Annotated in this window: 21 protein-coding genes; 15 read left to right on the plus strand and 6 right to left on the minus strand. The window is 43.1% G+C overall.

Annotated features, from left to right (window positions below):
• Positions 1–39: 39 nt before the first annotated feature.
• The 4 genes from MHI38_RS02170 (at position 40) to MHI38_RS02185 (ending at position 4263) form a co-directional block, all read left to right on the plus strand.
• Positions 40–747 (plus strand): response regulator transcription factor, encoded by a 708-nt coding sequence (locus MHI38_RS02170; protein ID WP_341180887.1) that lies wholly within the window; start codon positions 40–42, stop codon positions 745–747.
• Positions 748–791: 44 nt separating this feature from the next.
• Positions 792–2171, plus strand: coding sequence for a sensor histidine kinase (locus MHI38_RS02175; RefSeq protein ID WP_341180888.1), 1380 nt, complete (start codon positions 792–794; stop codon positions 2169–2171).
• 128 nt (positions 2172–2299) lie between these two features.
• Positions 2300–3016 carry a hypothetical protein gene (locus MHI38_RS02180; RefSeq protein WP_154889530.1) on the plus strand — a complete coding sequence of 239 codons (717 nt, stop codon included), beginning with the start codon at positions 2300–2302 and terminating at the stop codon, positions 3014–3016.
• Between the two features lie 347 nt (positions 3017–3363).
• Entirely contained in the window at positions 3364–4263 is a 900-nt protein-coding gene (locus tag MHI38_RS02185) for a cation diffusion facilitator family transporter (protein WP_154888951.1), read from the plus strand.
• 153 nt (positions 4264–4416) lie between these two features.
• Here MHI38_RS02185 and MHI38_RS02190 read toward each other — a convergent pair whose 3' ends face one another.
• The 3 genes from MHI38_RS02190 to MHI38_RS02200 form a co-directional block, all read right to left on the minus strand.
• Positions 4417–4887 carry a ferritin-like domain-containing protein gene (locus tag MHI38_RS02190; protein WP_341180889.1) on the minus strand — a complete coding sequence of 157 codons (471 nt, stop codon included), beginning with the start codon at positions 4885–4887 and terminating at the stop codon, positions 4417–4419.
• Between the two features lie 104 nt (positions 4888–4991).
• Entirely contained in the window at positions 4992–5462 is a 471-nt protein-coding gene (locus MHI38_RS02195) for a hypothetical protein (RefSeq protein WP_154888947.1), read from the minus strand.
• 49 nt (positions 5463–5511) lie between these two features.
• Positions 5512–5697 carry a hypothetical protein gene (locus MHI38_RS02200; protein WP_154888945.1) on the minus strand — a complete coding sequence of 62 codons (186 nt, stop codon included), beginning with the start codon at positions 5695–5697 and terminating at the stop codon, positions 5512–5514.
• Between the two features lie 291 nt (positions 5698–5988).
• Between MHI38_RS02200 and MHI38_RS02205 the strand changes: the two genes are divergently transcribed.
• From MHI38_RS02205 to MHI38_RS02215, 3 genes are read left to right on the plus strand one after another with little or no spacing between them, the layout of a single operon-like run.
• On the plus strand, positions 5989–7887 hold the full coding sequence (locus MHI38_RS02205) for a beta-glucoside-specific PTS transporter subunit IIABC (protein ID WP_308721798.1): 1899 nt from the start codon (positions 5989–5991) through the stop codon (positions 7885–7887).
• Positions 7888–7930: 43 nt separating this feature from the next.
• Positions 7931–8770 (plus strand): BglG family transcription antiterminator LicT, encoded by an 840-nt coding sequence (gene licT / locus MHI38_RS02210; RefSeq protein WP_308721797.1) that lies wholly within the window; start codon positions 7931–7933, stop codon positions 8768–8770.
• 15 nt (positions 8771–8785) lie between these two features.
• Positions 8786–10240: a glycoside hydrolase family 1 protein gene (locus tag MHI38_RS02215; RefSeq protein ID WP_154888938.1), complete on the plus strand. Its 1455-nt coding sequence runs from the start codon at positions 8786–8788 to the stop codon at positions 10238–10240.
• 114 nt (positions 10241–10354) lie between these two features.
• On the opposite strand, the gene MHI38_RS02220 is transcribed toward MHI38_RS02215, so the two are convergent.
• Both MHI38_RS02220 and MHI38_RS02225 read right to left on the minus strand, forming a co-directional pair.
• The gene (locus MHI38_RS02220) at positions 10355–11731 is read right to left on the minus strand and encodes an MmgE/PrpD family protein (protein WP_253500140.1); all 1377 of its coding nucleotides are present in this window, start codon (positions 11729–11731) and stop codon (positions 10355–10357) included.
• 171 nt (positions 11732–11902) lie between these two features.
• Complete coding sequence (locus MHI38_RS02225) at positions 11903–12862, minus strand: LysR family transcriptional regulator (RefSeq protein WP_186809659.1); 960 nt, start codon at positions 12860–12862, stop codon at positions 11903–11905.
• 228 nt (positions 12863–13090) lie between these two features.
• Here MHI38_RS02225 and MHI38_RS02230 point away from each other — a divergent pair, with 228 nt between their 5' ends.
• The 6 genes from MHI38_RS02230 to map all read left to right on the plus strand — a co-directional run bounded on the left by MHI38_RS02230 (position 13091) and on the right by map (position 21027).
• The gene (locus MHI38_RS02230; protein WP_154888932.1) at positions 13091–13648 is read left to right on the plus strand and encodes a DJ-1 family glyoxalase III; all 558 of its coding nucleotides are present in this window, start codon (positions 13091–13093) and stop codon (positions 13646–13648) included.
• Positions 13649–13659: 11 nt separating this feature from the next.
• Positions 13660–14214, plus strand: coding sequence for a DJ-1 family glyoxalase III (locus tag MHI38_RS02235; protein WP_341180890.1), 555 nt, complete (start codon positions 13660–13662; stop codon positions 14212–14214).
• A 27-nt stretch (positions 14215–14241) separates the two neighbouring features.
• The gene (locus MHI38_RS02240; protein ID WP_341180891.1) at positions 14242–16176 is read left to right on the plus strand and encodes a glucose PTS transporter subunit IIA; all 1935 of its coding nucleotides are present in this window, start codon (positions 14242–14244) and stop codon (positions 16174–16176) included.
• 13 nt (positions 16177–16189) lie between these two features.
• Positions 16190–17605 (plus strand): 6-phospho-beta-glucosidase, encoded by a 1416-nt coding sequence (locus tag MHI38_RS02245; protein WP_154888925.1) that lies wholly within the window; start codon positions 16190–16192, stop codon positions 17603–17605.
• Between the two features lie 388 nt (positions 17606–17993).
• Positions 17994–19997, plus strand: a complete 2004-nt coding sequence (locus MHI38_RS02250) for a glycoside hydrolase family 16 protein (protein ID WP_445667222.1) — start codon at positions 17994–17996, stop codon at positions 19995–19997.
• 289 nt (positions 19998–20286) lie between these two features.
• Positions 20287–21027, plus strand: coding sequence for a type I methionyl aminopeptidase (gene map, locus MHI38_RS02255; RefSeq protein ID WP_154888921.1), 741 nt, complete (start codon positions 20287–20289; stop codon positions 21025–21027).
• A 78-nt stretch (positions 21028–21105) separates the two neighbouring features.
• On the opposite strand, the gene MHI38_RS02260 is transcribed toward map, so the two are convergent.
• Positions 21106–22332 (minus strand): NAD(P)/FAD-dependent oxidoreductase, encoded by a 1227-nt coding sequence (locus MHI38_RS02260; protein ID WP_341180893.1) that lies wholly within the window; start codon positions 22330–22332, stop codon positions 21106–21108.
• A gap of 326 nt (positions 22333–22658) precedes the next feature.
• Here MHI38_RS02260 and MHI38_RS02265 point away from each other — a divergent pair, with 326 nt between their 5' ends.
• Together MHI38_RS02265 and MHI38_RS02270 are read left to right on the plus strand one after the other, a co-directional pair.
• Complete coding sequence (locus MHI38_RS02265; RefSeq protein WP_154889528.1) at positions 22659–24023, plus strand: MFS transporter; 1365 nt, start codon at positions 22659–22661, stop codon at positions 24021–24023.
• 63 nt (positions 24024–24086) lie between these two features.
• Positions 24087–25289 carry a macrolide family glycosyltransferase gene (locus MHI38_RS02270; RefSeq protein ID WP_154888917.1) on the plus strand — a complete coding sequence of 401 codons (1203 nt, stop codon included), beginning with the start codon at positions 24087–24089 and terminating at the stop codon, positions 25287–25289.
• Positions 25290–25335: the final 46 nt, after the last annotated feature.

Here is a 25335-nt window from a genome sequence, read left to right on the forward strand (position 1 = left end):
TCAAGCTGGGGAACAAGGATAGAAGGGGTGTACAGTCCATTGAATAAAATACTTGTCATTGACGATGAAGTCGCCATTCGAGATTTAATTGAGCTGGTGCTCAGAAGAGAGAACTATGATGTAAAAACCGCAGAAGATTGCAAAACCGGACTGCAATTGCTGGACTCTTTTCAACCAGACCTGGTAGTGCTTGATTTGATGCTGCCCGATTGCTCGGGATATGACTTGTGCAAGGAGATTACCGGGAAACGTGCTGTTCCTGTTATTATGCTCTCTGCCAAAAATGAGATTATAGATAAGGTGCTTGGATTAGAACTTGGCGCGGAAGATTACATGACCAAACCGTTTGACAACCGCGAATTACTTGCTCGCATCAAGGTAGTTTTGAGAAGAAACGAGAGCAAGGTGGAGACAAGTGAAGGGGCGGAAGTGCCGTCGACACGTATCATCCATGAAGAGCTGACTTTTGATATGGAAAGCCGAAGAGTGCTGAAAAACGATGTTCCCGTCTCTTTGACGGCCAAAGAGTTTAAAATTCTGGAAACTTTACTTAAAAGGCCTGACAAAATCTATACTCGGGATGAGCTCTTACAGATCGGATGGGGATATGATTTTATGGGAGATAGTCGTAGTGTGGATATGACCATCATGCGACTAAGGAAGAAACTGGAGGATAACGCGGACGAACCGAAATATGTCCGAACGATCTATGGATTCGGTTATCAACTTGGAGGTGGCGAGGCCTGAAGTACGCAACCCGGTTACTGCTGAACTATTTATTTTTCTCTGTATTGTCCTTTGGCATCATCATCTTTGCCGTTAATAAAGCCATTGATTACTACAGCTTCATTACTATTGAAAAACAGATGATGGAGAAGGCAGATCTCTCCGAGCTGTCCTTCCGTGAAGTGCTGGCACAGCATCGATCATCATCAGGGGAGCCGCAGACGAAGGAAATCGTCAGACTTGCACTGGAGAAGCTGAAGGCTTCAGGCAAAGAAGTGCGTATCTATGACAGCTCCAAGCAGCTACTGGGCTTGGCTGTAGATGGCATCATCATTAATGATGGCAAACCACATATTTTCGAGAAAAATATTGAAAAAGCTCTGAGCGGTAGCTATGCCTACACTGTAACGGATGATCATCTGCTTTATTTTGCGACTCCCATTCAGAATCAATTTTACGAAAATGCTTATGTGTACGAGTTCGTAGAGGACATTTCGTACTTTTATGCAATCATGGATCAAATCCGTTATGTGCTGTTTGCAGGCGCGGGCGGATTCATTGTGCTGATTACGTTAGCCAGTCTGTGGATTGCACGAAATACAACCAAACCGATTAAGGTGCTCCTTGGTGCCGCGCAAAGTTTCTCCAGACAGGAATTTAAGCGAGTTCATCTGAACCGCAAGGATGAGCTGGGGATGCTCGCGGATGGACTCGACTCCATGGGACAGCAGCTTCATAATTACATTCAATACCAGAAACAATTTGTCTCGAACGTGTCTCACGAATTAAAAACACCTCTCGCAGCCATTCGTGGTTTCTCTCAATACTTGTACGAAGGAGAGAATGAGAACGAAGAGTTACAAAAAATCTATGCTCATCTGTTGCAGGAATCGGATCGGCTCACCCGTTTGATTAATGAACTGTTGTTGTTATCCCGATTTGACAAGACAGGTTCAAGCGAGCTGGAGGTCGAAAAGACGGAAATGAACGCACTGATCCAGCAAGTCGCCAGAAATATGGAAGCCAAAGCTAAGGATAAAGAGATCAGGATCACAGTTAAACAAGTAGAGGAAGACCAGGCGGATGAAGGTCTGACAAAAGTCTATGCGAGCGTCAATCCAATGCTCATGTCCCATGCAATCGCCAACCTGTTGGATAACGCTATCAAATATTCAGGCAGTCATTCGCAAATTGATGTGGAGATGGAACATACGTCAAGCGAGGTCGTTGTAAAGATAAGTGACCAAGGCATAGGCATCGCGGGTGATGAACTAGAGCGAGTGCAGGAGCGCTTTTACCGGGCGAAAAATGCAAGCACAGCGAATGGCTCAGGTCTCGGTTTGTCCATTTGCAAAGAGATCGTCGAGCGTTTTAATGGATATATCGACATCGAAAGTGAGTTAGGACAAGGTACGACAATTACGATTGTGTTACCTCGTGCCTAAACACATTTCTAAAACGAAGCCCAAATAAATACCGTTACAAGACTGATACATTTCTGTTATAAGACTAACAAATGCTTTTTTTATAATGACTTCATAAGAACAAATCACACATTTATGGAGGGATTATGATGAAATTAACAAAGAAATCTGCGAGCTTTATCCTGCTAAGTGCTTTACTAACGGTAGCTCTGACGGGCTGTCAGTCCACTGATGCGAAGTCACCAACAACCGGACAGAATTCTGCTGAGCAAAATACGTCGAATGGACAAAGTAAAGGTGAAGGAACATCCGATTCAAAAAAACCGGATTCCGAAGGTACTGAAGGACAGGGCTCTGAGGCAGTGAAGGAAGGCTCAGTGAAGAAAGAAGGCAATGTGGTGCTGAAGGAGCTTGCTTTTGTTCATAATGAGCACACCATTGCGATTTCGGATACAGCGAATGAAGAGCAGATGGAACAGATGCTGGGCAAACCAGACAATTTCAAATCCCATACGTACACTGCTGGGGATGGAACCAATATGGATAATTTAATCGGATTTACGGAAAAAGTATACACGTATCCTGGTATGGAGATTAAAACGATCAGTGTACCTGAAGGAAAACAAGACTCGATCTTTGATATCAAAATTACCGATCCCAAGTATACAACAGTTCGAAACATTAAAGCAGGGGATAGCCTAGACACACTTAAAAAAGCTTATCCTGAAGGAAAGCTGGTAGGAGATGGGGCACCTGACGAGGAAGACGACTTCCGTTACGAGCCATCGAACTATGTAGATGTCATGTCATTCCATATTAAGGATGCCAAGGTCGAGAGCATTCATATCTTCAGCCTGCTGGACTAAAAGTGTAATCGATGTACTTCTTTGATTTATAGAGCCGTATCATAAGATTTACTTTTCGAACCTGCCCAAGAGTTGGGCAGGTTTTTATGTCGTTATGAGTTGATAAAAGATTGTAGCGTATTTAATGTATGTAGTGTTTTTGACGTTACATATCTCCAGATTTATACATAAAGATTCAGGCGGAGTACAAGTTTTCCTTACGCAACTTTTTTGGATTCCCATTAAACTCTTGCGGCACTCAGACTATGTTTGCTTACACTTAAAACGTTTCTCTAGACCCACACAAATGTTCAATGATACCATCATACAAGTGTTACGACAGTTGAAGATTGCAGGAGGAACGAAATGTGGATCAAGTAAGATACGATAACTTAAAACTCGGGGAACGTGGGGCGATCATCAGTATCATCGCTTATATATGTTTGACCGCAATAAAGCTGGTGATTGGCACAATTGCTGGCTCTGAAGCACTCAAAGCAGACGGCTTGAATAACGCAACGGATATTGTCGCGTCCATCGCCGTACTGATTGGTTTAAGGTTCGCCCAGCGTCCGGCCGATAAAGATCATACATATGGGCACTGGCGGGCAGAAACAGTGGCGTCTCTTGTGGCCTCATTCATCATGATGGCTGTGGGATTGCAAGTATTATTCGAAGCCTTCGGTTCCGTATTCGAGGGCAAGCACGAATCTCCTGATCTCATTGCTGCGTATACAGGCATTTTCTGTGCAATTATTATGGTTTTGGTCTATCGATACAATAAAAGACTGGCCACACGTATCAAAAGTCAGGCTGTTATGGCTGCCGCACGGGATAACATCTCCGATGCTTGGGTGAGTATCGGTGCCGTCGTCGGGATCGTAGGTTCTCAGTTCGGCCTTCCTTGGCTTGACCCTGTAACGGCGATTATCGTCGGTTTGCTGATCTGCAAAACGGCCTGGGATATTTTCAGAGAAGCTACGCACCATCTTACCGATGGATTTGATGTAGAGTTGATTCAAGAATACCGGGAGACCATTGCCGGAATTGATGGTGTAGAGACGGTTAAAGATGTACGAGCACGTAATTACGGCAGCAACGCCGTAGTTGACGTGGTCATCACGGTTCGAGGAGATTTGGATCTGCAACAAGCACATGATATTTGTACCGATGTGGAGAATGAGCTGCTGGAAGAGCATGATGTGTATACGGTACACGTTCACGTCGAGCCGGAGCCAGAGCAGGAAGCGGTCAAAGAATACATGTAATATTTATAAAAAAAATAAAAAATGTAAAAGGGCCTTGAAAAAGCAAAAACCAGTAAACGATGATGTTTACTGGTTTTTTGATGTTGTTAAGTATTTAAGGTTCGTTCACTTTTTTAACATGCCCGCGTCAATCCGAATGATCTTATCTAGCAATCATTTAGGCATATTGTACATAATCAGATTGTTATACTTATCCGCATGTTTTTGTTCGTCGAGGATAATGCCCCATACCGTGTCTTTGTAAATACCGTAGGGGAGACCAAACCATATTCTTCTGTACTTCTCCACCGCGGCAAGCTCGCCCTGAAATGCCTTCTGTAAACCACCCAGATACGATGTAACGTTTTCCGGAGATTCACTGCTTACACCTGTGATCTCATGACCTGTGAGGTCTTTGTACATCTCTCTGAACATCTGATTGTGACCGCGCTCATCATCGCGAATGCTTGTAATAATCGCGGCTTGGTACGTATCCGGAGCCATACGAATGAGAGCATCATAAGACATTTCATCATTTCGTTCGCCCTGAACAGCAGATTGAATGAGTCCGAGCGCTTCAGCTGTTGATGTTGCCCATACCGGAGTAAATGGTTTTCGATAAAAATAAGGATACGTTGTGTACATACGAATACCTCCATAACAATGATGAGTTAAGATATGCACATATGCCCAGAAACGTAACCCGTTCTCTTTTGCTGTGCTTCATGCTATGCCTGCACCAGAGCCCTTTAACGTTCGATCCGCTTAACGATATCGTCTCTAATCATGATTTTTATCAGCTTACTGTAACCATAGGCAAGCACAAAAGGCAGGAAATAGGACCAGTATGTCCAGAAAATATTCCATCCGTTAAAATACTCAACATGACCCATCAACTTTGCAGTCCACTCGATCAATGTTAACAAGAGAGCAGTTACAAAGATACTCGGCCAAGGTCTGGTGTGTTTGACCAAAATCATATACATCATGATGCAGCCTGTGATTGGATATATACCAAGATCCATCGGAAGGGCGGCATATGCCTCATTGCGAGTATGGGGTAATATATTCCAGAAATAATTAAACCCAACACTATTGATACAAGTAGATACGGCCACACCAAGCGGAAAATAAATCAAAACGAGTCTATAGTTCCGCCGTAAAATCCAAGCACCTATCAGAAGGGGGATGACCATACCAACGATCCAATTGCCCAGCATATCTTTTCCCTCCAAATTAAACTGTGATATCTAAACGAACTCTCGCCAATTAATCCGATTTTTTCTGTTCAAGGAGAAGATTCACTTTATCCGTAAGTGCTTTTAATTTTTGATCATAGTGCCTGTACGTATACCAGCCAATCACCGCTTTGATCGCAAAAAAGAGCACAGCTGCGATAACAACCAAGAAGTAATTGTGTGCGATCTGTTTCAACCAATCATTGATGTGTTGCATTGTTTACAACCCCCGTCGCGTACATCTATCATCTGGTTAAGATGCCCATTACACCTTAAGGTAATTCATAAATGTAATAAGATTCTTTGTGTATAAAGTGTTGCTTTTTGTCGAAATCCATGCTACATTATCGATGTAAACGTTTATATTTGCTTTAAACAACATCATATATGATTCAATTTGGCGTGTTACTGTTCGGCAGGCAAGGCCTAAATTGGGTGGTTTGTATATTTATTATACCCGCCCAATTTAGGCCTTTTTTTATGCACAATTTCAGGGTGAGGTGTTTACATGAATTATAAAGAAACCGCTAAGGCTATCCTTGATAAAGTAGGCGGACAAGAAAATATCAATGATTTTCTCCATTGCTCTACCCGATTAAGAATGAATCTGAAAGATCCAAATCAAGCAAAGACCGAAGAAATTAAATCCATGGACGGAGTTATGGGCGCAGTATATAGCGGAGGACAATATCAAGTTATTATCGGTAATGATGTAAGCTATGTATATAATGAACTTAAACAAATGATCACGATAAACACAGATGAAAAACCGGAGCCAAACAAGAAAAGAGATATGAGTTTTAAAGGTTTGTTTGAAAGTTTTGCCGGATTGATTACGGGGATTTTCCAGCCGATCATTCCAGCAATCGCAGCGGCGGGTATGTTTAAAGCTTTGCTTTTATTGTGCACATCGCTCGGTATTCTATCTAAAGAAAGTCAGATTTACGCCTTATTGCTTAATATCGCTGATGCAGCTTTTTACTTCCTGCCTGTATTGCTCGCATACTCAAGTGCACAGAAATTCAAAACCAATCCATATATTGCAGCTACACTGGCGGGGGTTTTACTGCATCCTAAAATGATCACATTACTTGGCGGAGAAGTACCCGTGGAAATCGCTGGTGTTCCTGTACCTAATATCAGTTATGCGTCCAGCGTTTTACCCATCATTCTGACCGTATGGCTCATGTCGTATGTTGAGAAATTTGCGGATAAGGTATCCCCTGGTCCAGTGAAAATCTTCCTGAAACCTTTAATTGTCATACTTGTCATGGCACCACTGGCTCTCACTGTTTTGGGACCCATCGGTAACTATTTGGGTGTAGGTTTGTCTGACGGTTTATTCTGGATTCAAGGTAAAATCGGTTGGTTAACGGTTGTGATTTTGGCCGTATTCCTTCCGTTTATCGTGATGTTCGGCATGCACAAAGTGTTTTATCCCGTTATTTTCGCAGCCATGGTTTCACCAGGCTATGAAACATTGATCCATAGTGCGATGCTATCTTCTAACATGGCACAAGGCGCTGGAGCACTGGCGGTCTGGTTCTTGGCAAAAGACAAGAAATTGAAGCAGGTTGCATTGCCAGCAGGTATATCCGGATTGTTCGGTATTACCGAACCAGCTTTGTACGGGGTACATTTACGTCTGAAACGAACATTGGTAGCTTGTATGATTGGAGCGGGCTCAGCGGGACTGTTCGCTGGTATTGTTAACTTGAAGGCTTATGCAGCAGTAGGGCCGGGTCTTGCATCGTTACCTATGTTTATCGGGGCTGAAAATAACTTCACCTACGCGCTGATTACAGCGGCTATTTCTATCGTTGTTACTCCAATTGCCGTTTATTTCATCGGTTTTAATGATCCAGGAGCAGAAGATCATGCACAAGCTTCATCAAGAGAAGTCGCTCAAGTAGAAACAACTTCACCAGCTCCGAAGAAAGAGAAATTGCAATCGCGTTTGGTTGTTTTCTCCCCGCTTGAGGGCGAGGCAATTCCGTTAAAAGCAGTGAACGATGAAGCGTTCTCCCAAGAAGCGATGGGGAAAGGTATGGCGATTAAACCTTCCAAAGGTCAAGTCGTAGCTCCATTTGATGGCACTGTGCAAACCGTGTTTCGCACCAAACACTCGATCGGTTTGAAATCAGTAGAAGGCATTGAACTTCTGATTCACGTCGGCATTGATACCGTTAAATTAAAAGGACAGCATTTCAATGTTGTTGTTCAGGAGGGAGATATCGTGAAACACGGTCAACTTCTGATTGATTTCGATATGGAAGCCATTATAAAAGCAGGCTTTGATACAACAACACCGATCATTGTAACAAACAGTGGTGACTATCTTGAAATCCTTGGACATGAGCAATCTGAAAAAATAGGACCTGAGACACCACTTATAACCATTTTGTAATATTATGGGGTGAAATTCACCCTGAACATAGAGGAGCATGGATATGAGAGTAGTTAAGGTTCTCAATACAAGTATTGTTTTGGCCAAGCGTAATGACAATAAAGAGGTTATTGCCATGGGCAAAGGAATCGGGTTCAGAAGCAGGCCCGGGGACATGATTAACGAAAATGAAATTGAAAAAGTATATATCGTTGAGAATGAAGGAATGTCCTCGGATATGACTGCACTGATGAGAGAGACGCCGGAAGAGTATTTAATTTTGGCAGACGAAATCATATCCTATGCGAAACAAGTATTATCGCGTGATCTGAGTGAAAATCTCTATTTTTCGTTAACAGACCACCTCCATATGGCTGCCAAGCGATTCAAATCGAATATTACGATACAAAATCGAATGTTATGGGAAGTGCAGAAGTTTTACCCGCAAGAATTCCTAATTGGGAAGCAGGCTTTAAAGTTTATTAAAGATAAGCTTGGATTGGATCTGCCGGAAGAGGAAGCAGCTAACATCGCCTTCCATCTGGTCAACGCTCAGCAAACGGAACAGAACATGAGTCAGGTCATGATGATGACTACTACCGTTAAAGATATTCTTAACATTATTCGCATTCATTATGGAATCGAGCTGGATACATCAAGCATTAATTATTCACGCTTTTTGACTCATCTGCAGTTTTTTGTTCAGCGATTATTGGAGAATACCATGCTCGAATCCAAGGATGATGAATTGCTAGAACGAATTTCGAGTAAATATCCAGAGGAAAGCAATTGTGTTTCCAAGATCAATAATTATATTGGCGCGAAATTTGAACGATTTATGTCCAACGAAGAGAGATTGTATCTCATCATTCACATTAGCCGTGTGATGGACAGAGCGCATTAACAGGAGGATTATGATATGACGACCATCAGAACATTTCCCGAAGGATTTTTATGGGGCGGAGCAATTGCAGCGAATCAGGCTGAGGGAGCCTGGAATGCAGCAGGGAAAGGCATCTCTACCGCTGATACGGCTATGAATAAGAAAAACATAAGTAAAGGTGACTATAAAAAACAAAATGCTGTGAGCTCGGAGCAACTCGCGAGAGCGCTTCAGGATCAATCTACCGTGAATTATCCAAAACGCAGAGGAATCGATTTCTATCATCGTTATCCAGAGGATCTTGCTTTAATGGGTGAGATGGGCATCAAAACATTACGTACGTCCATTGCGTGGACTCGAATTTTCCCAAATGGAAATGAAACAAATGCAAACGAGGAAGGTTTGCTGTTCTACGATCGCCTTTTTGATGAGATGATTAAAAATGGCATCGAACCTCTGGTTACCTTGTCTCACTATGAGATGCCGATGTATCTGGTCGATCATTACGGTGGATGGACATCCAGAGAGGTTGTTGATTTCTTTGTACGCTTCAGCACAACAGTATTCAACCGTTATAAAGATAAAGTAAAATATTGGATCACTTTTAATGAAATTGATGGTATAGTTCGTCATCCGTTTACCAACGGTGGCATTGTTCCGGATCGTTTCGAGAATGTTGAGCAGGCGGTCTACCAATCGTTGCATCATCAATTTATTGCAAGTGCGTATGCGGTTAAGCTATGTCATGAGATTATTCCTGATGCTCAAATTGGATGCATGCTGACAAGCCTGTTGCACTATCCTCACACATGTAATCCGCTGGATGTACTGGCAGCACACAAGAACAATCAATTTAATCTGTTTTTTACCGATGTGCAGGTGCGTGGCGCTTACCCAGGTTACATCGAGAGATATTTTAGAGAGCAGGGAATCATTATTGAAAAAACTGAAGGCGACAGTGAGTTGCTAAAAAAGTTTACGGCTGACTTCATATCATTCAGTTACTATAACTCCTTTGTTGCAAGTGCAGATAGCGAAGGCCTGGAAACGGTTAGCGGCAATACGATGGGCGGCGTGAAGAACCCTTACCTTCCTGTCAGTGATTGGGGATGGCAGATCGATCCGATTGGTCTGAGACTCGCGCTTAACAATCTGTACAGCCGTTATCAGGTACCTCTGTTTATCGTAGAGAATGGCATTGGTGCTTACGATACGATTGAAGATAACGGTACAATCAGCGATCCTTATCGCATTGAATACCTGCGTTCTCATATCGAACAAATGCATGAGGCTCTGCTGGATGGTGTTGAGATCATGGGGTATACCGTCTGGGGAATCATCGATCTGATCAGCTATTCCTCTTCCGAAATGGAAAAACGCTACGGTTTAATCCATGTCGACCAAGATAATGACGGAAACGGCACCCTGGAGCGAAGACGGAAGGAAAGTTTCTTCTGGTACCAAAATTTGATTGCGAACAATGGACTATAACTTGAATAGAGCAGGGGCTGTCCCAGCCATAATTATGACTTATGGGACAGCCCCTTTTCTTGTACTATTTTGTTCGGGTTAAGATCCTATTCAAGTATTCGTTAATCAAATCGTTTATAAACAAAGCAGCTTATCGACATCGGCCAGGTTCTCCATATATTGAATCATCTCAAATCGTTCTTTGTGGGTGTGATCAAAAGGTGTGCCCGCAAGCAAGCGATTAAATTTCTGTTCAAGCATGTTCCAGCCAAATGGTGTTTCAATATCTCCTAAAGGTACGGGCATCCAACGTTCATGCACATGAGAATCATAAGTTGTTATAACAACATGAGCAGCGCAAAAGTGGGTCGGATGTTCAGCCAGATATTGCTGTACGTCATCATCCAGGGTTACCGTAATTTTTTCAACCAGTTCATGTACTTCCGGATCAGTGAAGCTATCGAATATTAATTCCTCCGAATCCATACGGCCATATTTAAGAGCCACGGCTGAAGTGAATTGCGTGCTGGCCTGTGCTCCGATGGCTGTCTTGGGTTTTGGATTCGTTAGTCGGTATACAAAGGAAGATGTTTTCACCTCAACAGACTTAATCTCCGAAGGCGTTAAATGATAATCTTCACGAAGTTCCAGCATGGCGTCAAGTGTAGCGTGTAAACCGCGCTGACAGGCATGGCGTTTAAAATAAATACTCGTTACTTTAAAATCGATTCCCAGCCCATTTAATACATCACTTGTATCACAATGCCCGCTTGTACCTTTGAAGGCCTGAAAAAATCCATATCTTCCTTCTAATGCTGCATCAGGCCCCGTAAAACCACAGGATGCCAGTCTCACGGCTCTTAATCCGGTCAATGCGGCCCAGCCACTGCACAAAATTTTCCCCGATGTTCCATCATTCTGGTATTCAATCAAACCTCCTGTGAAAAGAGATGCAATCCCCATGGCATCTTTGGTCTGCATGGTATCCGCATTGGTTAATTTGCATACCAAAGCCGCAGCTGCGACAGCTCCGCACACCCCGGTAGCATCAAAACCTCTTTCCCGATACATAAATGGATTAATAGCTTCACCTAACCTCGCATATACGTCATATGCTGAAACAATAGCTGTAATCATCTGTTTCCCATCGTTTCGGTGTAATTGGGCCATACTTAGTAGAAGTGGAACAAGCACAGAACCGGGATGACCCATCGCATGACGATACCCATCATCAAGATCTGCACAGCGCGCCATCATCGTATGGATAAAGACTGCATGGTCTGTACTCGTGCGAACATTCCGTTCACCAAGTAGTGAAACCAATTCTTCATTTTTAATAACCGAGTCTGCAAGAGTCGCATATTTCAGGATGCGTTCACTTGCTTCCGAGTATCGGCCAAATATCATATTACCGTAAGAGTCCAGTATCACTTGTTTACCGACCTCAATCGCCCTCTCGGAGAGATCCTCATATTGAAGGCGAGTTACATAATCGGCCAGTTCAACAATCATCGTTTTCACAACAATTCACCTCGTTATTTTGACTTCCATCCACGAATGTATGAGAAGTTTACATAACAAAAATATATAGTTGGCACGCTGATGAACTCCAGCACAAGTTAACTGCAATCACTCAACTTTTGTATGCACAAGATGGCTTGAAGGGCAATATCGCTTCATCCGCTACTCGATTTGATGCACTGAAGGGTTGCAATAATGCTTGATTATTCTTTTCAGATCCTCAACGTATGAAGGAAAGATTTTGTTTCTGTGATAAATCAATGCGAGTGGGTGGAGATGGGCAAAATCAGCGATCGGAAATACATGAAGCGGAGAGTTGGTATGCCCGGACTCATTCAACGCCTGTATTCCTGAAAGGTACATCGTTAACGAAAAACTGGCAGCATAATCCTCCGCACATAGAAGGTGATGAATGTCTGGTTGAGTTAATTCGTTAATGCAATATAAGGAAATATTACGTTCAGCTAGATGTTTATCGAGTAAAATACGAGAATTGAAGTTTTTCTTGTTAAGCACAAATGGAACATGTTGAAACAGACTCAGATCCGCACCTTGATTAAAGGTTTCGATACACTCGGGATACTGATCCGGGAAATAAAGCTTAAGCAGATTGTCTGAAATCACCATGTACATTTGTTCATGCAGAATCGTTTCATACTTTACATTTTGTGTCACGATATTATCTACACCCGAGAGAAAGAGATCCAGTGAATTGTTTAACACCATCTCCTGCATTTGCGGGGAAGTTGTACGATGAATTTCAAGCTGAACCTTAGGGTGTAAAGTGCGAAATTCTTTTAATAGCTTCGGTACGATAATCGGATAACGCCCTTCGGTAATGCCAAAATGAATAGTGCCTGACTTATCCTCTTTCAGATCGGTGAGTTGGTTCTCCATATTTTGATCCAGCAATTCAATTTGGCGAAGCGTGTTTTGCATAATTCTCCCTGCAGGTGTCAGAGCAATTTTGGGTTTTCGTTCAAAAAACGCAACCCCGTGTTTTTCTTCCAGGCTTTTCAGATATTTGCTTAGGGACTGATGGGAAATGTATAGCCGTTTAGCTGCATTGGAAATGTTTAACTCCTCGGATAGAACCAAAAAGTATTTATAGTTATTCAGCATACTGACCTCCTGTGTTTCCTCTCTGTGACTTTGATTAACGGATGACATATACCAACAAGGTTAGGATCATCATACTGCAACTAATAGTTACATACAAGCAGTCTAAATGTGCTTTAGGGTTGCGGATATGTATGTTAAATTATGAATGTATCGCGGCACCTATAGCGTTGTAAGCGTGAGCAATAAGCAATTGCTTGCACTGAATAAAATAAATAGGAGGTTATGTGCGTGAGTAAAGTTGCAGTTCTTTTAGCAGAAGGATTTGAAGAAAGTGAAACGCTGACGATTGTTGATATTTTAAGAAGAGCCCATATCGATTGTCACATGATTAGTACAGCAGGAGAAATGGTGCGCGGCAGTCACGATATCGAAGTGAAAGCAGATGCTCTCATCAGTAACGATGTTGCAAATTACGATATGATCGTACTTCCTGGGGGCATGCCAGGAGCTGCCAATCTTCGTGATGATGAACGTGTGATCCAGCTAATTCAGGAAATGAACCAATCTGGCAAATATGTAGCGGCTATGTGTGCGGCTCCACTTGCACTGGCTAAAGCGGGTGTTTTGGAAAACAAAAAATTTACTGCCTATGTAGGTTATGATCAGAAGATTCAAACGAGCGGTACGTTTAAAGAAGACATTGTGGTTCAAGATGGAAACCTGATAACAAGTCGTGGCCCTGCAACGTCTTACGCTTTTGCTTATGCGTTGGTGGATGCTTTAGGTGGAGATAGTATGGCTGTAAAGAATCGTATGGTATATTTCAATGCATTTGATGCTGAATAGGAGGAACTACAATGACAAAAAAGGTAGCCGTATTGATGGCGGAAGGTTATGAAGAGGGTGAAACACTGACGATTGTTGATATTTTGAGAAGAGCAGGTTTGACTTGTGACACTTTTTATTTTGGAGACCCGCTGGTGAAGGGAATGCACGGAATCTTTGTTAAAGCAGATAAAGCATTTGGCGAAGAGGTAAAGCAATATGACATGATCGTTCTGCCGGGAGGCCGTCCAGGTGGGCAAAATCTGAAGGAGAATCCCGATGTCATTCATATAGTGCAATACTTCAATGATAACGACAAGTACATTGGCGCGATGTGTTCCGGCACGGTAGTTCTGTCCGATGCCAAGGTCATTCAGGGGAAGCAGGTAACAGGTTATGTGGGGTATGCAGAAAAATTGATTGGTGGCATCTTCAAGGATGAAGTTGTCGTAGCAGACCAAAACCTGGTTACAAGCCAAGGGCCTGCAACGCCTTATCCGTTTGCATACAAAATTGCAGAGATTTTCGGCAAAGATACATCTGACTTGCGTGAAAAGATGTTATACAACTTTGCCGGAGGCAAGTAAAGACAGCTAAGAGGGCGGGGGAATTATATGAAAACAGAGGAATTGGCTAAGGAAATCATCGCCAACATTGGACAGGATAATATTACGTATGCCACGCATTGTGCAACCAGACTGAGATTCAACGTCAAAGACGAGACTCAAGTTAACTTGAAAGCGCTTGATCGACTGGAAGGTGTCCTGCGAGCTCAGTTTAACAGCGGTCAGCTGCAGATCATTATTGGAGCAAAAGTAAAAAGCGTTTTTGACGCAGTCAGTGAAAAGCTTGACTTGGATAATCAGGACATCGAAGTAAAAGCAGTGCAGCAAAAAAAGAATGTATTATCCCGAGTCGTAGAAACGGTTGCAGGTATATTCGGGCCCGTCATTCCTGTGTTAATTGGATGCGGTATGGTCAAGTCTGTGCTTGCGATCCTGACGACAATGAATCTTCTCGAAACAACAAGCGGCGCATATCAAACCTTTAACCTGATCAGCGATCTAATTTTCTATTTTTTCCCCTTCTTTCTAGCAGTCAGTGCAGCTAAGAAGTTTAAAACAAACGAGTATTTAGCTGTCGCTCTTGCCGGCGCTTACATGTATCCGACGATCATGGAAGGAGCTGCAAAAGTAGCAGAAACCGGCGTCACCAGCTTAAGCTTTTTCGGACTTCCGTTGTTGCTCGTGAACTATAAGTCAACGATTATTCCGATTATTATTTCCGTATGGGTTATGAGCTACGTACATCGCTTTGTAAATAAGCGTATACCCGATATGTTTAAAATCCTGTTTGTACCGATGATTGTGTTATTTATCATGGTTCCACTTGGATTGATTGTATTCGGGCCGATCGGAACCTATTTCGGTAGCGGGGTTGCTCAAATTGTAACGTATCTCTATACCGTTAATGGTGTGATTGGTGCCTTTTTGTTCGGAACATTCAGGCCGCTTTTGATCATATTTGGCATGCATTACGCGATTACACCGATTAACAGCCAGCTTATTGCAGAATATGGTTACTCGGTCATTTCACCTGCCAACCTGACAGGCAATCTGGCTCAGGCTGGAGCATGTCTTGGTGTATTCCTCCTGCTAAAACATAAAGCGAGTAAATCGAGTGCTTTGTCCAGTGGTGTAACAGCCATGTTTGGAATTACGGAACCGGCTATTTTCGGATTCAATCTGAAATACAAGCGACCATTTATATGTGCAATGCTTGCCGGAGGGATTGGAGCAGCTTATATCAATTTCTGGGGCGGCGGAGCGACAGCCTTGATTCTACCCGGAATTCTTGCGTTGCCAACGTATATTGCCGATAGCTACATTCACATTATCATTGGTGTTGTCATAAGTATAACGCTTGCTTTGGTTGCCGTTTTAATCTGGGGGATTGAAGAGGACATTCCAGCTCCAGCAACAGTTAACGCTAGTAATGGAATGGTGAGTGCTGGAACGGCTAGTCCAACAGCGGCAACTTCTGAATCGTCAGCATCCACATCTGCAAATAAAGGAATTGATCGTGTAATTCGGCCTTCAGGAACGTTAATCATCGGATCTCCTATTAACGGCACAGTTAAGAACATAAAAGAGATTGACGATCCTATCTTTGCTTTAGGTAGCGGCGCGGCAGTCGAATCCATCGATGGCAAAGTATACGCGCCATTTGACGGAAAGGTCGTCTCGTTGTTCCCGACTAAACATGCCATTGGACTGCTGTCGAACGAAGGTGTAGAGATGCTTGTTCACGTGGGCATTAATACGGTCAAGTTGAAAGGTAAACATTTTACTGCTCATGTGCAACAGGATCAGATTATTAAACAAGGTGATTTGTTAATTGAATATGACCATAAAGCTATTCGTGCAGAAGGATTTGATACAGTAGTACCCATTATTATTTCAAATACGTTTGAATATCAGAGTGTAGAGCAGGTCGCTAAAGAAGATCGAATTGCCCAAAATGAGGCATTGCTGCGCATTCATGCTTAGAGGTGATGAGATCATGGATAAATTATCTGAACACTTCCTATGGGGAGGCGCTGTCGCTGCCAATCAAGTTGAAGGCAGCTGGAACAAAGGCGGCAAAGGCATAAGTGTCGCTGACGTAATGTCAGCAGCAGCGCATGGAGTTGAGCGGAGGATTACAGAAGGTATAGAGGAAAATGTATATTACCCTAGTCACGAGGCTAGTGATTTTTATACGAGATACAAGGAAGACATTCAATTGTTTCATGAGATGGGTTTTAAATGCTTTCGAACCAGTATTGCTTGGACAAGAATATTTCCAAACGGGGATGAGACGCAGCCGAATGAAGAAGGCCTGCAGTTCTATGATGACTTGTTTGATACCTGTTTGGCATATGGAATTGAGCCGGTAGTCACCATATCCCATTTTGAAATGCCCTATCATCTGGTGACGGAATATGGAGGATGGCGTGATCGAAAGCTGATTGACTTTTATTTAAACTACTGCGAAGCAATCTATATGAGATTTCAAACAAAGGTCAAGTACTGGATGACGTTTAATGAAATCAATATGATTGTACGCAAGCCCTGGAAGCCAGGAGGAATTCAATGGTTTGAAGGAGAAAACAAACTGCAGACCATGTATCAGGCTGCACATCACATGCTGGTCGCTAGTGCCAAGGCAGTCAAACTCGGTAAAAAGATCAACCCGGACTTTATCATTGGCGGCATGTTTCTTCATCCAACGTCTTATGCAGCAACTTGCGACCCTAATGATGTACTCGCCCATGTCAAGAAACTTCAGCAAGCTTATTATTTTCTTGATGTACATGTCAGAGGAACATATCCGCGGTCATATTTTCGATTCTTGGAGCAACATCAATTGGAAATCGAATCTGCTCCGGGGGATGAATTGATCCTGAAAGAAGGAACGGTAGATTTTATCGGTTTCAGTTATTACTCTAGTTCAGTCGTGATGGCTGATCCAACGGATCAGGACAAGAGCGAGGGCAATGAAATCAGCGGTTATAAAAATCCTCTCTTGCCAGCCAGCGAATGGGGATGGCAAATTGATCCGGTAGGTCTTCGGATTACATTAAACTGGCTGTACGATAAGTATCAGATCCCCTTGTTTATAGTGGAGAATGGGCTGGGTGCCATCGATGTGTTGGAAGCGGATGGAGCTGTACATGATCCATATCGAATTGATTACCTGAGACAACATGTAAGAGAGATGAAAAAGGCCATTTTGGAAGACGGAGTCGAAGTGATCGGGTATACGCCATGGGGATGCATTGACCTTGTAAGTGCCGGTACGGGAGAGATGAAAAAGAGATATGGTTTGATCTACGTCGACAAAGACGATGAGGGAAACGGTTCTCTGAAAAGGGTACGGAAAGACTCTTTTTACTGGTACAAGGAATGTATTGCAAGTCACGGGGAAAACATATAAATCCCATACAACATATGTTAATGAGAAGCACTGTTTCGTCTTTTAGACAACAGTGCTTTTTTCATTAATCAAAAGATTTGTCTTATAGATTAAGGCTTCTGGTTGCTTTTTCAACGCAAAATGTCGCAAAGTGTAGCAATTTATGTTGCAATGAGATGAACCTTTCTGTTTACAAAGAAAAAGGAATCATCTCTTTTCATTTATACAATGAATTGACAGGCTAAAACAAATATAAATATATCTTTCAGCACATTCTTCTTTTCGGTAGAATAGAGTTATCTGATCTGTAATCTTTTTCCTTATTGATAACGGATTGGAAAAATGATTTGAAGGAGGAGAATGAATGAAATCGGCTGCTTGCAGGGAGAGGCAATTGGTGTACAGAAGGATGGGTGTGATGCTCGTATTCATCATGCTGGCCAGTGTTTTACTTGGGCCCGGCTCAACGGCTCGGGCTGCCGGGAAGACGATTACGTCCATGGAGTACTTTTCATCTGCTGACGGACCTGTCATATCCAAATCCGGGGTTGGCAAGGCCAGTTTCGGGTTCGTGATGCCTAAGTTTAATGGGGGTTCTGCTGCATGGAGCGAAGTGAACGGGGATTTAGGTGTTAATGTCAAGGTAGGAAGCGAGTGGGTGGATATTGATCAGGCGGAAGGCTTTACGTACAACCAAAACTGGGGACACTGGACTGACGCCGGCTTTCATGGATATTGGTTCTCTCTCTCCTCAACCACCGATGTTCAATTGTATTCCAGAGCGAACGGAATAAAGCTTGATTATCGACTGGTCTTTCAAAACATTAACGAAACAACGATCTCAGCAATGAGCCCTACACAGGGGCCTGACATCATTGCCAGCAGCACCGGAGGCGCCGGCTTTACGTATCCAACCTTTAACAATAATCCATCAGTCACCTATGAAGCCGTCGCTCAGGATCTCAAGGTGTATGTGAAACCGGTGCAGAGCAACACGTGGATTGATATTGACAATAACGCAGCCAGCGGCTGGATTTACGATCAGAACTTCGGCCAATTCACTGAGGGTGGAGGAGGATATTGGTTTAACGTAACCGAGTCTATTCACGTCAAGCTGCAGTCCAAAACATCGGCTGTGAATATTATTTACACCATTACATTCAATGAACCTGTGCGTAATTCATTCGTAGTTACTGCCTATGAAGGGACAACTTTCACAGCAGATGAAAGCGGTTCCATAGGTATTCCGCTGCCCAAGATTGGCGGGAGCGCACCTATTGCGAAGGAATTACAAAATTTTGTATACCAAATCAATATCAATGGTCAATGGGTAGACTTAAGTAATAGTGGTCAAAGTAAATTTACGTATTCCGGCAATGGCTACAATCCGATTTCCGATGCCAATCAGTGGGGATACTGGGCCGATCATATCTATGGTCTATGGTTCCGACCTATTCAGGAAAATATGCAAATTCGAATCGGCTATCCGCTTAATGGACAACCCGGTGGAAACGTGGGCAGCAACTATGTGAATTATACACTCATTGGCAACCCGGATGCCCCACGTCCCGATGGTTCGGACCAAGAAGACATCTCTATCGGTACACCGAACAATCCGGCGATTGAAGGCATGAATCTGATTTGGCAGGATGAGTTCAGTGGTTCTGCGCTGGATACAAGCAAATGGAATATAGAAACAGGGTATTATCTCAATGATGATCCGGGAACCTGGGGGTGGGGCAATGCGGAGCTGCAGCACTACACTACCAGTCCGCAAAATATTTTTGTTCAGGATGGAAAATTAAATATCCGTGCAACACATAGTAATCAATCATTCCCTCAAGACCCGAATCGTTTTGCTAAATATGCTTCCGGTAAGGTGAATACCAAAGACAAGTTATCCTTGAAGTACGGTCGTGTCGATTTCCGTGCCAAGCTGCCTACAGGAGATGGCGTATGGCCTGCACTCTGGATGCTACCGCAAGATTCGGTATATGGCACATGGGCTGCATCAGGCGAAATTGACGTGATGGAGGCAAGAGGCCGTCTGCCTGGAACAAGCAGTGGGACGATTCACTTTGGCGGGCAATGGCCTGCCAATCAGTATGCAGGTGGAGAGTATCACTTCCCCGCAGGACAAACTATTGCTAACGATTATCACGTATATTCTGTAGTTTGGGAACCGGACAACATCAAATGGTACGTGGACGGAAAATTCTTCTATAAAGTTACCAATCAGCAGTGGTCGTCTGCAGCTGCACCGAACAACCCTAATGCTCCATTTGATGAACCGTTCTATTTAATCATGAACTTGGCGATCGGCGGTAATTTCGATGGTGGCCGCATTCCGGATGCTTCAGATATTCCTGCAACCATGCAGGTGGATTATGTTCGGGTGTATAAACAGCAATAATGGTTTTAGCTTAGTCCGTTAAATTAAATTAGCGAGAGCGAAATCCTTCGTGTAACGTAACATGATTATTAACGCTATATACCTGGGGTGAACTTCGGTTCACCTCTTTTTTGTACACGTAAGAGAGGTAAAGGCCAGCACGTAATCAAAGACATAGATGTCAAATAGTTGAGTTTTTTCTTTGTGCGAGTACATCGAATCCTAAAAATGTTGCAAACTGTAGCAATTTATGTTGCAATGAGATGAAACTTTCTGTTTACAAAGAAGAAGGAACGTGAGGTACGCGCATATGATTGCAAAAACGGAAGAGGATTTTAATGGTTTAAAAGAAATTGGAAGGATCGTTGCTTCCATCCGCGATACGTTGGTTGAGCGGACGGTTCCGGGTGTAACGACCAAAGAACTGGATGATTTAGCTGGAGAGCTGTTTGAGAAAGAGGGCGCCATTTCCGCACCCAAAAGTGAATATGACTTTCCTGGTTTTACGTGTATTAGTGTCAATGAAGAAGTCGCTCACGGGATTCCAGGGGATCGGGTAATCCAAGAAGGCGATATCGTCAACATCGATGTTTCCGGCTCCAAAAACGAATATTTCGCAGATACAGGTATCTCCTTTGTTGTCGGCCAGGGAGAAGAAGTGTTAACGAAAATCTGTGAGGTAGCCAAACTCGCTTTTGAAGCAGGTCTGAAAAAAGCGAATCCTGGCTCTAAAAAGAGCGGTATTGGCAAAGCTGTTTTTCTAACTGCCCGGCAGAATGGGTTAACTGTTATTCGTAACCTGACAGGACATGGGGTTGGCCGTGCCATTCACGAAGCGCCGGATCATATCTATAATTATAATGACACGTCAGATGATGAGTTGCTGAAAGAAGGCATGGTCATCGCGTTTGAACCCTTTATTTCTACATCTGAAGAAGAAGTTTATCAAAAAGGGGATGGATGGACGTTTGCTACCAAAAACAGTCATGTAGCTCAGATTGAACATACGATCATTCTGTCCAAAAAAGGGCCAATCATTATTACCCTGTAACTATAGAGGTCGATTAAGGTTTTGTAAGGTATACTTAAAAGCCGATTCCAGATGTAGATGTGGAATCGGCTTTTAGCGTTAGAGAGTCATTTTTTCAACAAGGGGTCTGTTCTGCAAATAAAGATCCATATCCGGGCTAGAGCCATGCACGATATTGTCCGTTACAATTTTCGCCAACACACCGTTATACACGGTTCCATTGTCGCCATAAGCCATAATGACGTAACAATGCGGATATGAGTCATATTGTCCGATTACCGGCAAGCCGTCATGTGTTCCCCCGTAAAAAGCACCTAAATAATAATCTGATTCAACCTGAATATTTGGAAAAAGCTTATTAAATTCTTGGATCAGTTTATCCTTACTTGCCAAAATTTTAGAATCCCTGGTTTCCACGTAGGCCGTATCCTTATCCATGCCGCCGATAATAATACGGTTATCCGTCGTTGTGCGCATATAAACATACGGACGTGCCGTTTCCCAAATTAACGTGCGTTTGTACCAGTTTTCTAAATCAGAAACCGGCTTGGTAATAACAGCGTAAGAGCTGGAGAGCGTGGCATTTTTTTCTGCTTTAAAGTCTTTATCTTCATATCCAGCCGCAATAATCACATGTTTCGCACGAATCTCGTGGCGTTCTTTGGTATAGAAAACAGCCGAATCGTTCTCAAAACGTTTACCTGAAATCTCGGTTTCCTCGTAGATCCGTACACCTTCTGATTTTGCTTTCTCAAGCAGTCCATAAACGAATTTTAACGGGTTCATCTCGGCATCATCATGATAATAAATCGCAGCTGATTTAGAGAAAGGATATACGCTTGATATACGCTGCTCATCCCAAAAATCCACGTTGAAATCGTGCTTTTTGAGAAGTTCATATTCTTCTTGCAATGCCGGGATATCTTCCAGGTAACTCGCGTAATACAAGCTATCACGTCTTATAAAATCAGGCTTAATCGGGAGCTCGCTACTGATATGCTCAATATGATTGATCGATTGTTCACACAATTTCAGATGACGGGCGGCTGCTTCTTCACCGAATGTATTCTTCAAAGATACAAAACTCTTTTCCCCCGCATATTGAATCAACGCAGTGTTGGTGCTTGTGCTGCCTTCTCCAACCTTTCGCTTGTCCACGACAACGACTGATAATCCTTGATTACAAAGAAAATGAGCACACTGTGCACCCGAACTGCCCGCACCGATGATGAGAACATCACAAGTAATATTTTCCTCAAGCTTCGGGTAAGAAGGAGGATTTGTTACCGTGGTTGGCCAATACAATTTGCCGCTCTGCAGATCCATCTCGAATCTCTCCTTAAATATATTCGATACGTAGTATGAGCACTTTGTTGGAAGTCAATGCAGAGCATACGTTTCTTATGAAGGAGCAAATGGCGAGAGCGCTGAACAGAGAGGGCGCCTGTGGACTGGCCTTCGGATTAGCATGATCAACGAAGAAGACCACTTAATAAACATTTTTGTTTACAAAGTGGTTTGCTTATCCTATATTAAAGATACATCTGCAGGTGTATTTTACTAATATTTCAATATTTATGGAGGTGTCCGTGACACACGAGAAACCAATCGGCATCTTTCATCGACGTTACAGCGCAATGACCATTGGTATTATGTTGGTATTAACTACTTCGGCATTCGAAGGGCTAGCGATCACAACTATTGCTGCCAAAATAGCTCAAGACATGCAGGGAATTCATCTATATGGGTGGATTTTTAGCGCGTTTTTGTTATCTCAGCTTGTAGGAACACTGGTGATGGGCCAGCAAGTGGACAGGCGAGGTGTATTCACTTCCATTCTTATATCTTTTGTTATTTTTGTAATGGGGACAATGATTGCTGCGACATCCATGAACATGTACATGCTCATTGGAGGAAGAGTCTTTCAAGGATTTGGAGCTGGCGCTTTAATTACATGTGTCTATGTGTGTGTAACATTATACTACCCGGAAAATCTCCGAACTCAGATTTTGGCAGCTTTTTCGATGGCCTTTGTTCTTCCTTCATTAATAGGCCCTTATTTTGCTGGACTTCTTGCTTCTTATCTGTCTTGGCGGTTTGTTTTCTGGATCGTTATCCCTTTGATTGTACTTGCTCTTCTGCTTACATATCGCTCGTTTCGTGATCTGCAGCGCACTCAGCACATTATAGAAGAAGCACGAGCGGTTGACTCAAGAACAGGTCAGGCCATTTTATTAGCTATTGGAACGGGATTGTTACTGACAGGTCTTGGCATGATTACGAGCTGGCAGGGTATAGCTCTTTCGATTAGTGGATTCATAATCATGATACCGTTCATGCACAAATTATTGCCTCAAGGAACATTTCTAATCCAATCCGGTTTACCGGCAACCTTGGTAACAAGAGGATTGTATGTGTCTTGTTACTTTGCAACCGAGAGTTTTGTTATTCTGGGTTTGACTGAGATGAAGGGGTTATCGGCAGAAACTGCCGGATTACTTGTCGCAGCAGGCTCATTAAGCTGGTCTGGAGCGGCTTGGTTGCAAGCCAGATTGGATGTAAAAGACCGAGGTGATGGGCGGAAGCGGAGAGTGATGTATGGAATTGGCATTATGATCGTCGGAGTTATGATCGTCATGCTGGCTTTATTTTTGACGGATACCGGGATTGCGCTCATTCTCCTCTCACAGATTATTATTGGTTTTGGTGTGGGTCTGGCTAACCCGACTACCGCAGTCCTTTCTTTACAGTATGCTGAGCTTGGACAGGAAGGAAAAATGTCTGCCAACCTTCAGTTTGTCGATTCTTTTTATGTGGCTGTAAGCATTGGTGTAAGCGGTTCATTGGTTGCTTTAGCCAAAACGACGGGATGGGGCATATCCACAGGCATTCTGATGGTTCTGACGCTTCAACTTCTATTGGTTATACTGAGCTTTTTCTCATCGTTGCGAATTACAGCCCATACATCCCAAACAGATCATCCCGCTGGACAAAAAATAGATACACTTCCGATGTAAACAAACAACCGGTCAGACCAGATACGGATCGGAGGCACATATTACATTCAGGAGGTGCGCACGATGGCGCGTGTATTGGTTGTTATTACTCCGGCTGAAGGCCATGTGAACCCATCCCTTGGGTTAATTACGGAGCTAGTCAAACTTGGAGAAGATGTTGTTTATGTTTGTGTAGAGGAATATCGTTCTCGGATTGAGCAAACGGGAGCTAAGGTCATGACCTATCCTTTTGCGGAGGATGCGTTCTCACATGAACCTACACTTAAGCCTTTGGCGTATCGGCATCCCTACCAATTCCTACACATGGTTACTTGCGGAATCATTCCCAGAATGATTCCTGAGGTGCTTCGTTTAATTGAGCATGAAACGTTTGACTATCTCATCTATGATTCACTGATGGGGTGGGGAGGCCAAATTCTCGCTGAGAAATTAGGGATTCCATACGTATGTACGATAGCTTCTTTTGCTTCCGTTGAGCCAGCAAGCTTAGATGACGGAGAGGATATCAATACACGAGAATTATATGAAGCGATTATGAACAAGGCAAAAGAAATAGCAACAACGTATAAGGTCAGCCTGCCTGCTGTGGAGGAGATGATGGCACATAACGCTCAATTAAATATTGTTTACACCAGCCGTTATTTTCAGCCACGGGCAGAAGAATTGCAAGATCGTTTTCTATTCACGGGTTCATCGATTATTCCGCGGGAAGATGCTCCCGAATTCCCATTTCATCTTCTTCGTGAACGGCATACGAAGACAGTATACATTTCCATGGGAACCATACTGAATAAAAACCTGGAGTTTTACAAACTGTGCTTTGATGCATTAAAAGATCAAGCAGTAAATGTTGTTTTATCTTCGGGGAAATACACCGATATTACATCCATCGAAGAAATGATTCCCGAAAACTTTATCGTGAAGCCTTATGTTGCTCAGATTGAAATATTGCAGCATGCAGACGTTTTTGTTACTCACGCAGGCATGAATAGTGTAAGCGAGGCATTATATTTCGATGTTCCACTTGTTATGATTCCCATGACCTCAGATCAACCATTTGTAGCCGGTCGCGTAAAAGAGCTTGGAGCCGGGATTGTATTAGATCAGCATCACCTGAACGCAATCCAATTACAGGAGGCGATTATGGAAGCACTTCACAATCCCATCTATAAAGAGCAGGCACATCTCATCGGCAAATCTTTGAAAGAAGCTGGGGGCTGCACCTTTGCGGCGACGGCGATAATGCAACAATTTGCCAGAGTATAACTGCAATTCACCTCTTATTCTCATATAACAGGGAATAAAATTAATG

The organism is Paenibacillus sp. FSL K6-1558 (genome assembly GCF_038002565.1).
Taxonomy (GTDB): Bacteria; Bacillota; Bacilli; order Paenibacillales; family Paenibacillaceae; genus Paenibacillus; species Paenibacillus polysaccharolyticus.

Excerpts from the sequence above, each read along its gene's own strand:
- MHI38_RS02220 (WP_253500140.1), bottom strand. The coding sequence starts at position 11,731 with ATGATTGTTGAACTGGCCGATTATGTAACTCGCCTTCAATATGAGGAT.
- MHI38_RS02250 (WP_445667222.1), top strand. The coding sequence starts at position 17,994 with ATGGGTGTGATGCTCGTATTCATCATGCTGGCCAGTGTTTTACTTGGG.
- map (WP_154888921.1), top strand. The coding sequence starts at position 20,287 with ATGATTGCAAAAACGGAAGAGGATTTTAATGGTTTAAAAGAAATTGGA.
- MHI38_RS02240 (WP_341180891.1), top strand. The coding sequence starts at position 14,242 with ATGAAAACAGAGGAATTGGCTAAGGAAATCATCGCCAACATTGGACAG.
- MHI38_RS02205 (WP_308721798.1), top strand. The coding sequence starts at position 5,989 with ATGAATTATAAAGAAACCGCTAAGGCTATCCTTGATAAAGTAGGCGGA.
- licT (WP_308721797.1), top strand. The coding sequence starts at position 7,931 with ATGAGAGTAGTTAAGGTTCTCAATACAAGTATTGTTTTGGCCAAGCGT.
- MHI38_RS02195 (WP_154888947.1), bottom strand. The coding sequence starts at position 5,462 with ATGCTGGGCAATTGGATCGTTGGTATGGTCATCCCCCTTCTGATAGGT.
- MHI38_RS02260 (WP_341180893.1), bottom strand. The coding sequence starts at position 22,332 with ATGGATCTGCAGAGCGGCAAATTGTATTGGCCAACCACGGTAACAAAT.
- MHI38_RS02225 (WP_186809659.1), bottom strand. The coding sequence starts at position 12,862 with ATGCTGAATAACTATAAATACTTTTTGGTTCTATCCGAGGAGTTAAAC.
- MHI38_RS02245 (WP_154888925.1), top strand. The coding sequence starts at position 16,190 with ATGGATAAATTATCTGAACACTTCCTATGGGGAGGCGCTGTCGCTGCC.
- MHI38_RS02265 (WP_154889528.1), top strand. The coding sequence starts at position 22,659 with ATGTTGGTATTAACTACTTCGGCATTCGAAGGGCTAGCGATCACAACT.
- MHI38_RS02215 (WP_154888938.1), top strand. The coding sequence starts at position 8,786 with ATGACGACCATCAGAACATTTCCCGAAGGATTTTTATGGGGCGGAGCA.
- MHI38_RS02200 (WP_154888945.1), bottom strand. The coding sequence starts at position 5,697 with ATGCAACACATCAATGATTGGTTGAAACAGATCGCACACAATTACTTC.
- MHI38_RS02190 (WP_341180889.1), bottom strand. The coding sequence starts at position 4,887 with ATGTACACAACGTATCCTTATTTTTATCGAAAACCATTTACTCCGGTA.
- MHI38_RS02180 (WP_154889530.1), top strand. The coding sequence starts at position 2,300 with ATGAAATTAACAAAGAAATCTGCGAGCTTTATCCTGCTAAGTGCTTTA.
- MHI38_RS02235 (WP_341180890.1), top strand. The coding sequence starts at position 13,660 with ATGACAAAAAAGGTAGCCGTATTGATGGCGGAAGGTTATGAAGAGGGT.
- MHI38_RS02270 (WP_154888917.1), top strand. The coding sequence starts at position 24,087 with ATGGCGCGTGTATTGGTTGTTATTACTCCGGCTGAAGGCCATGTGAAC.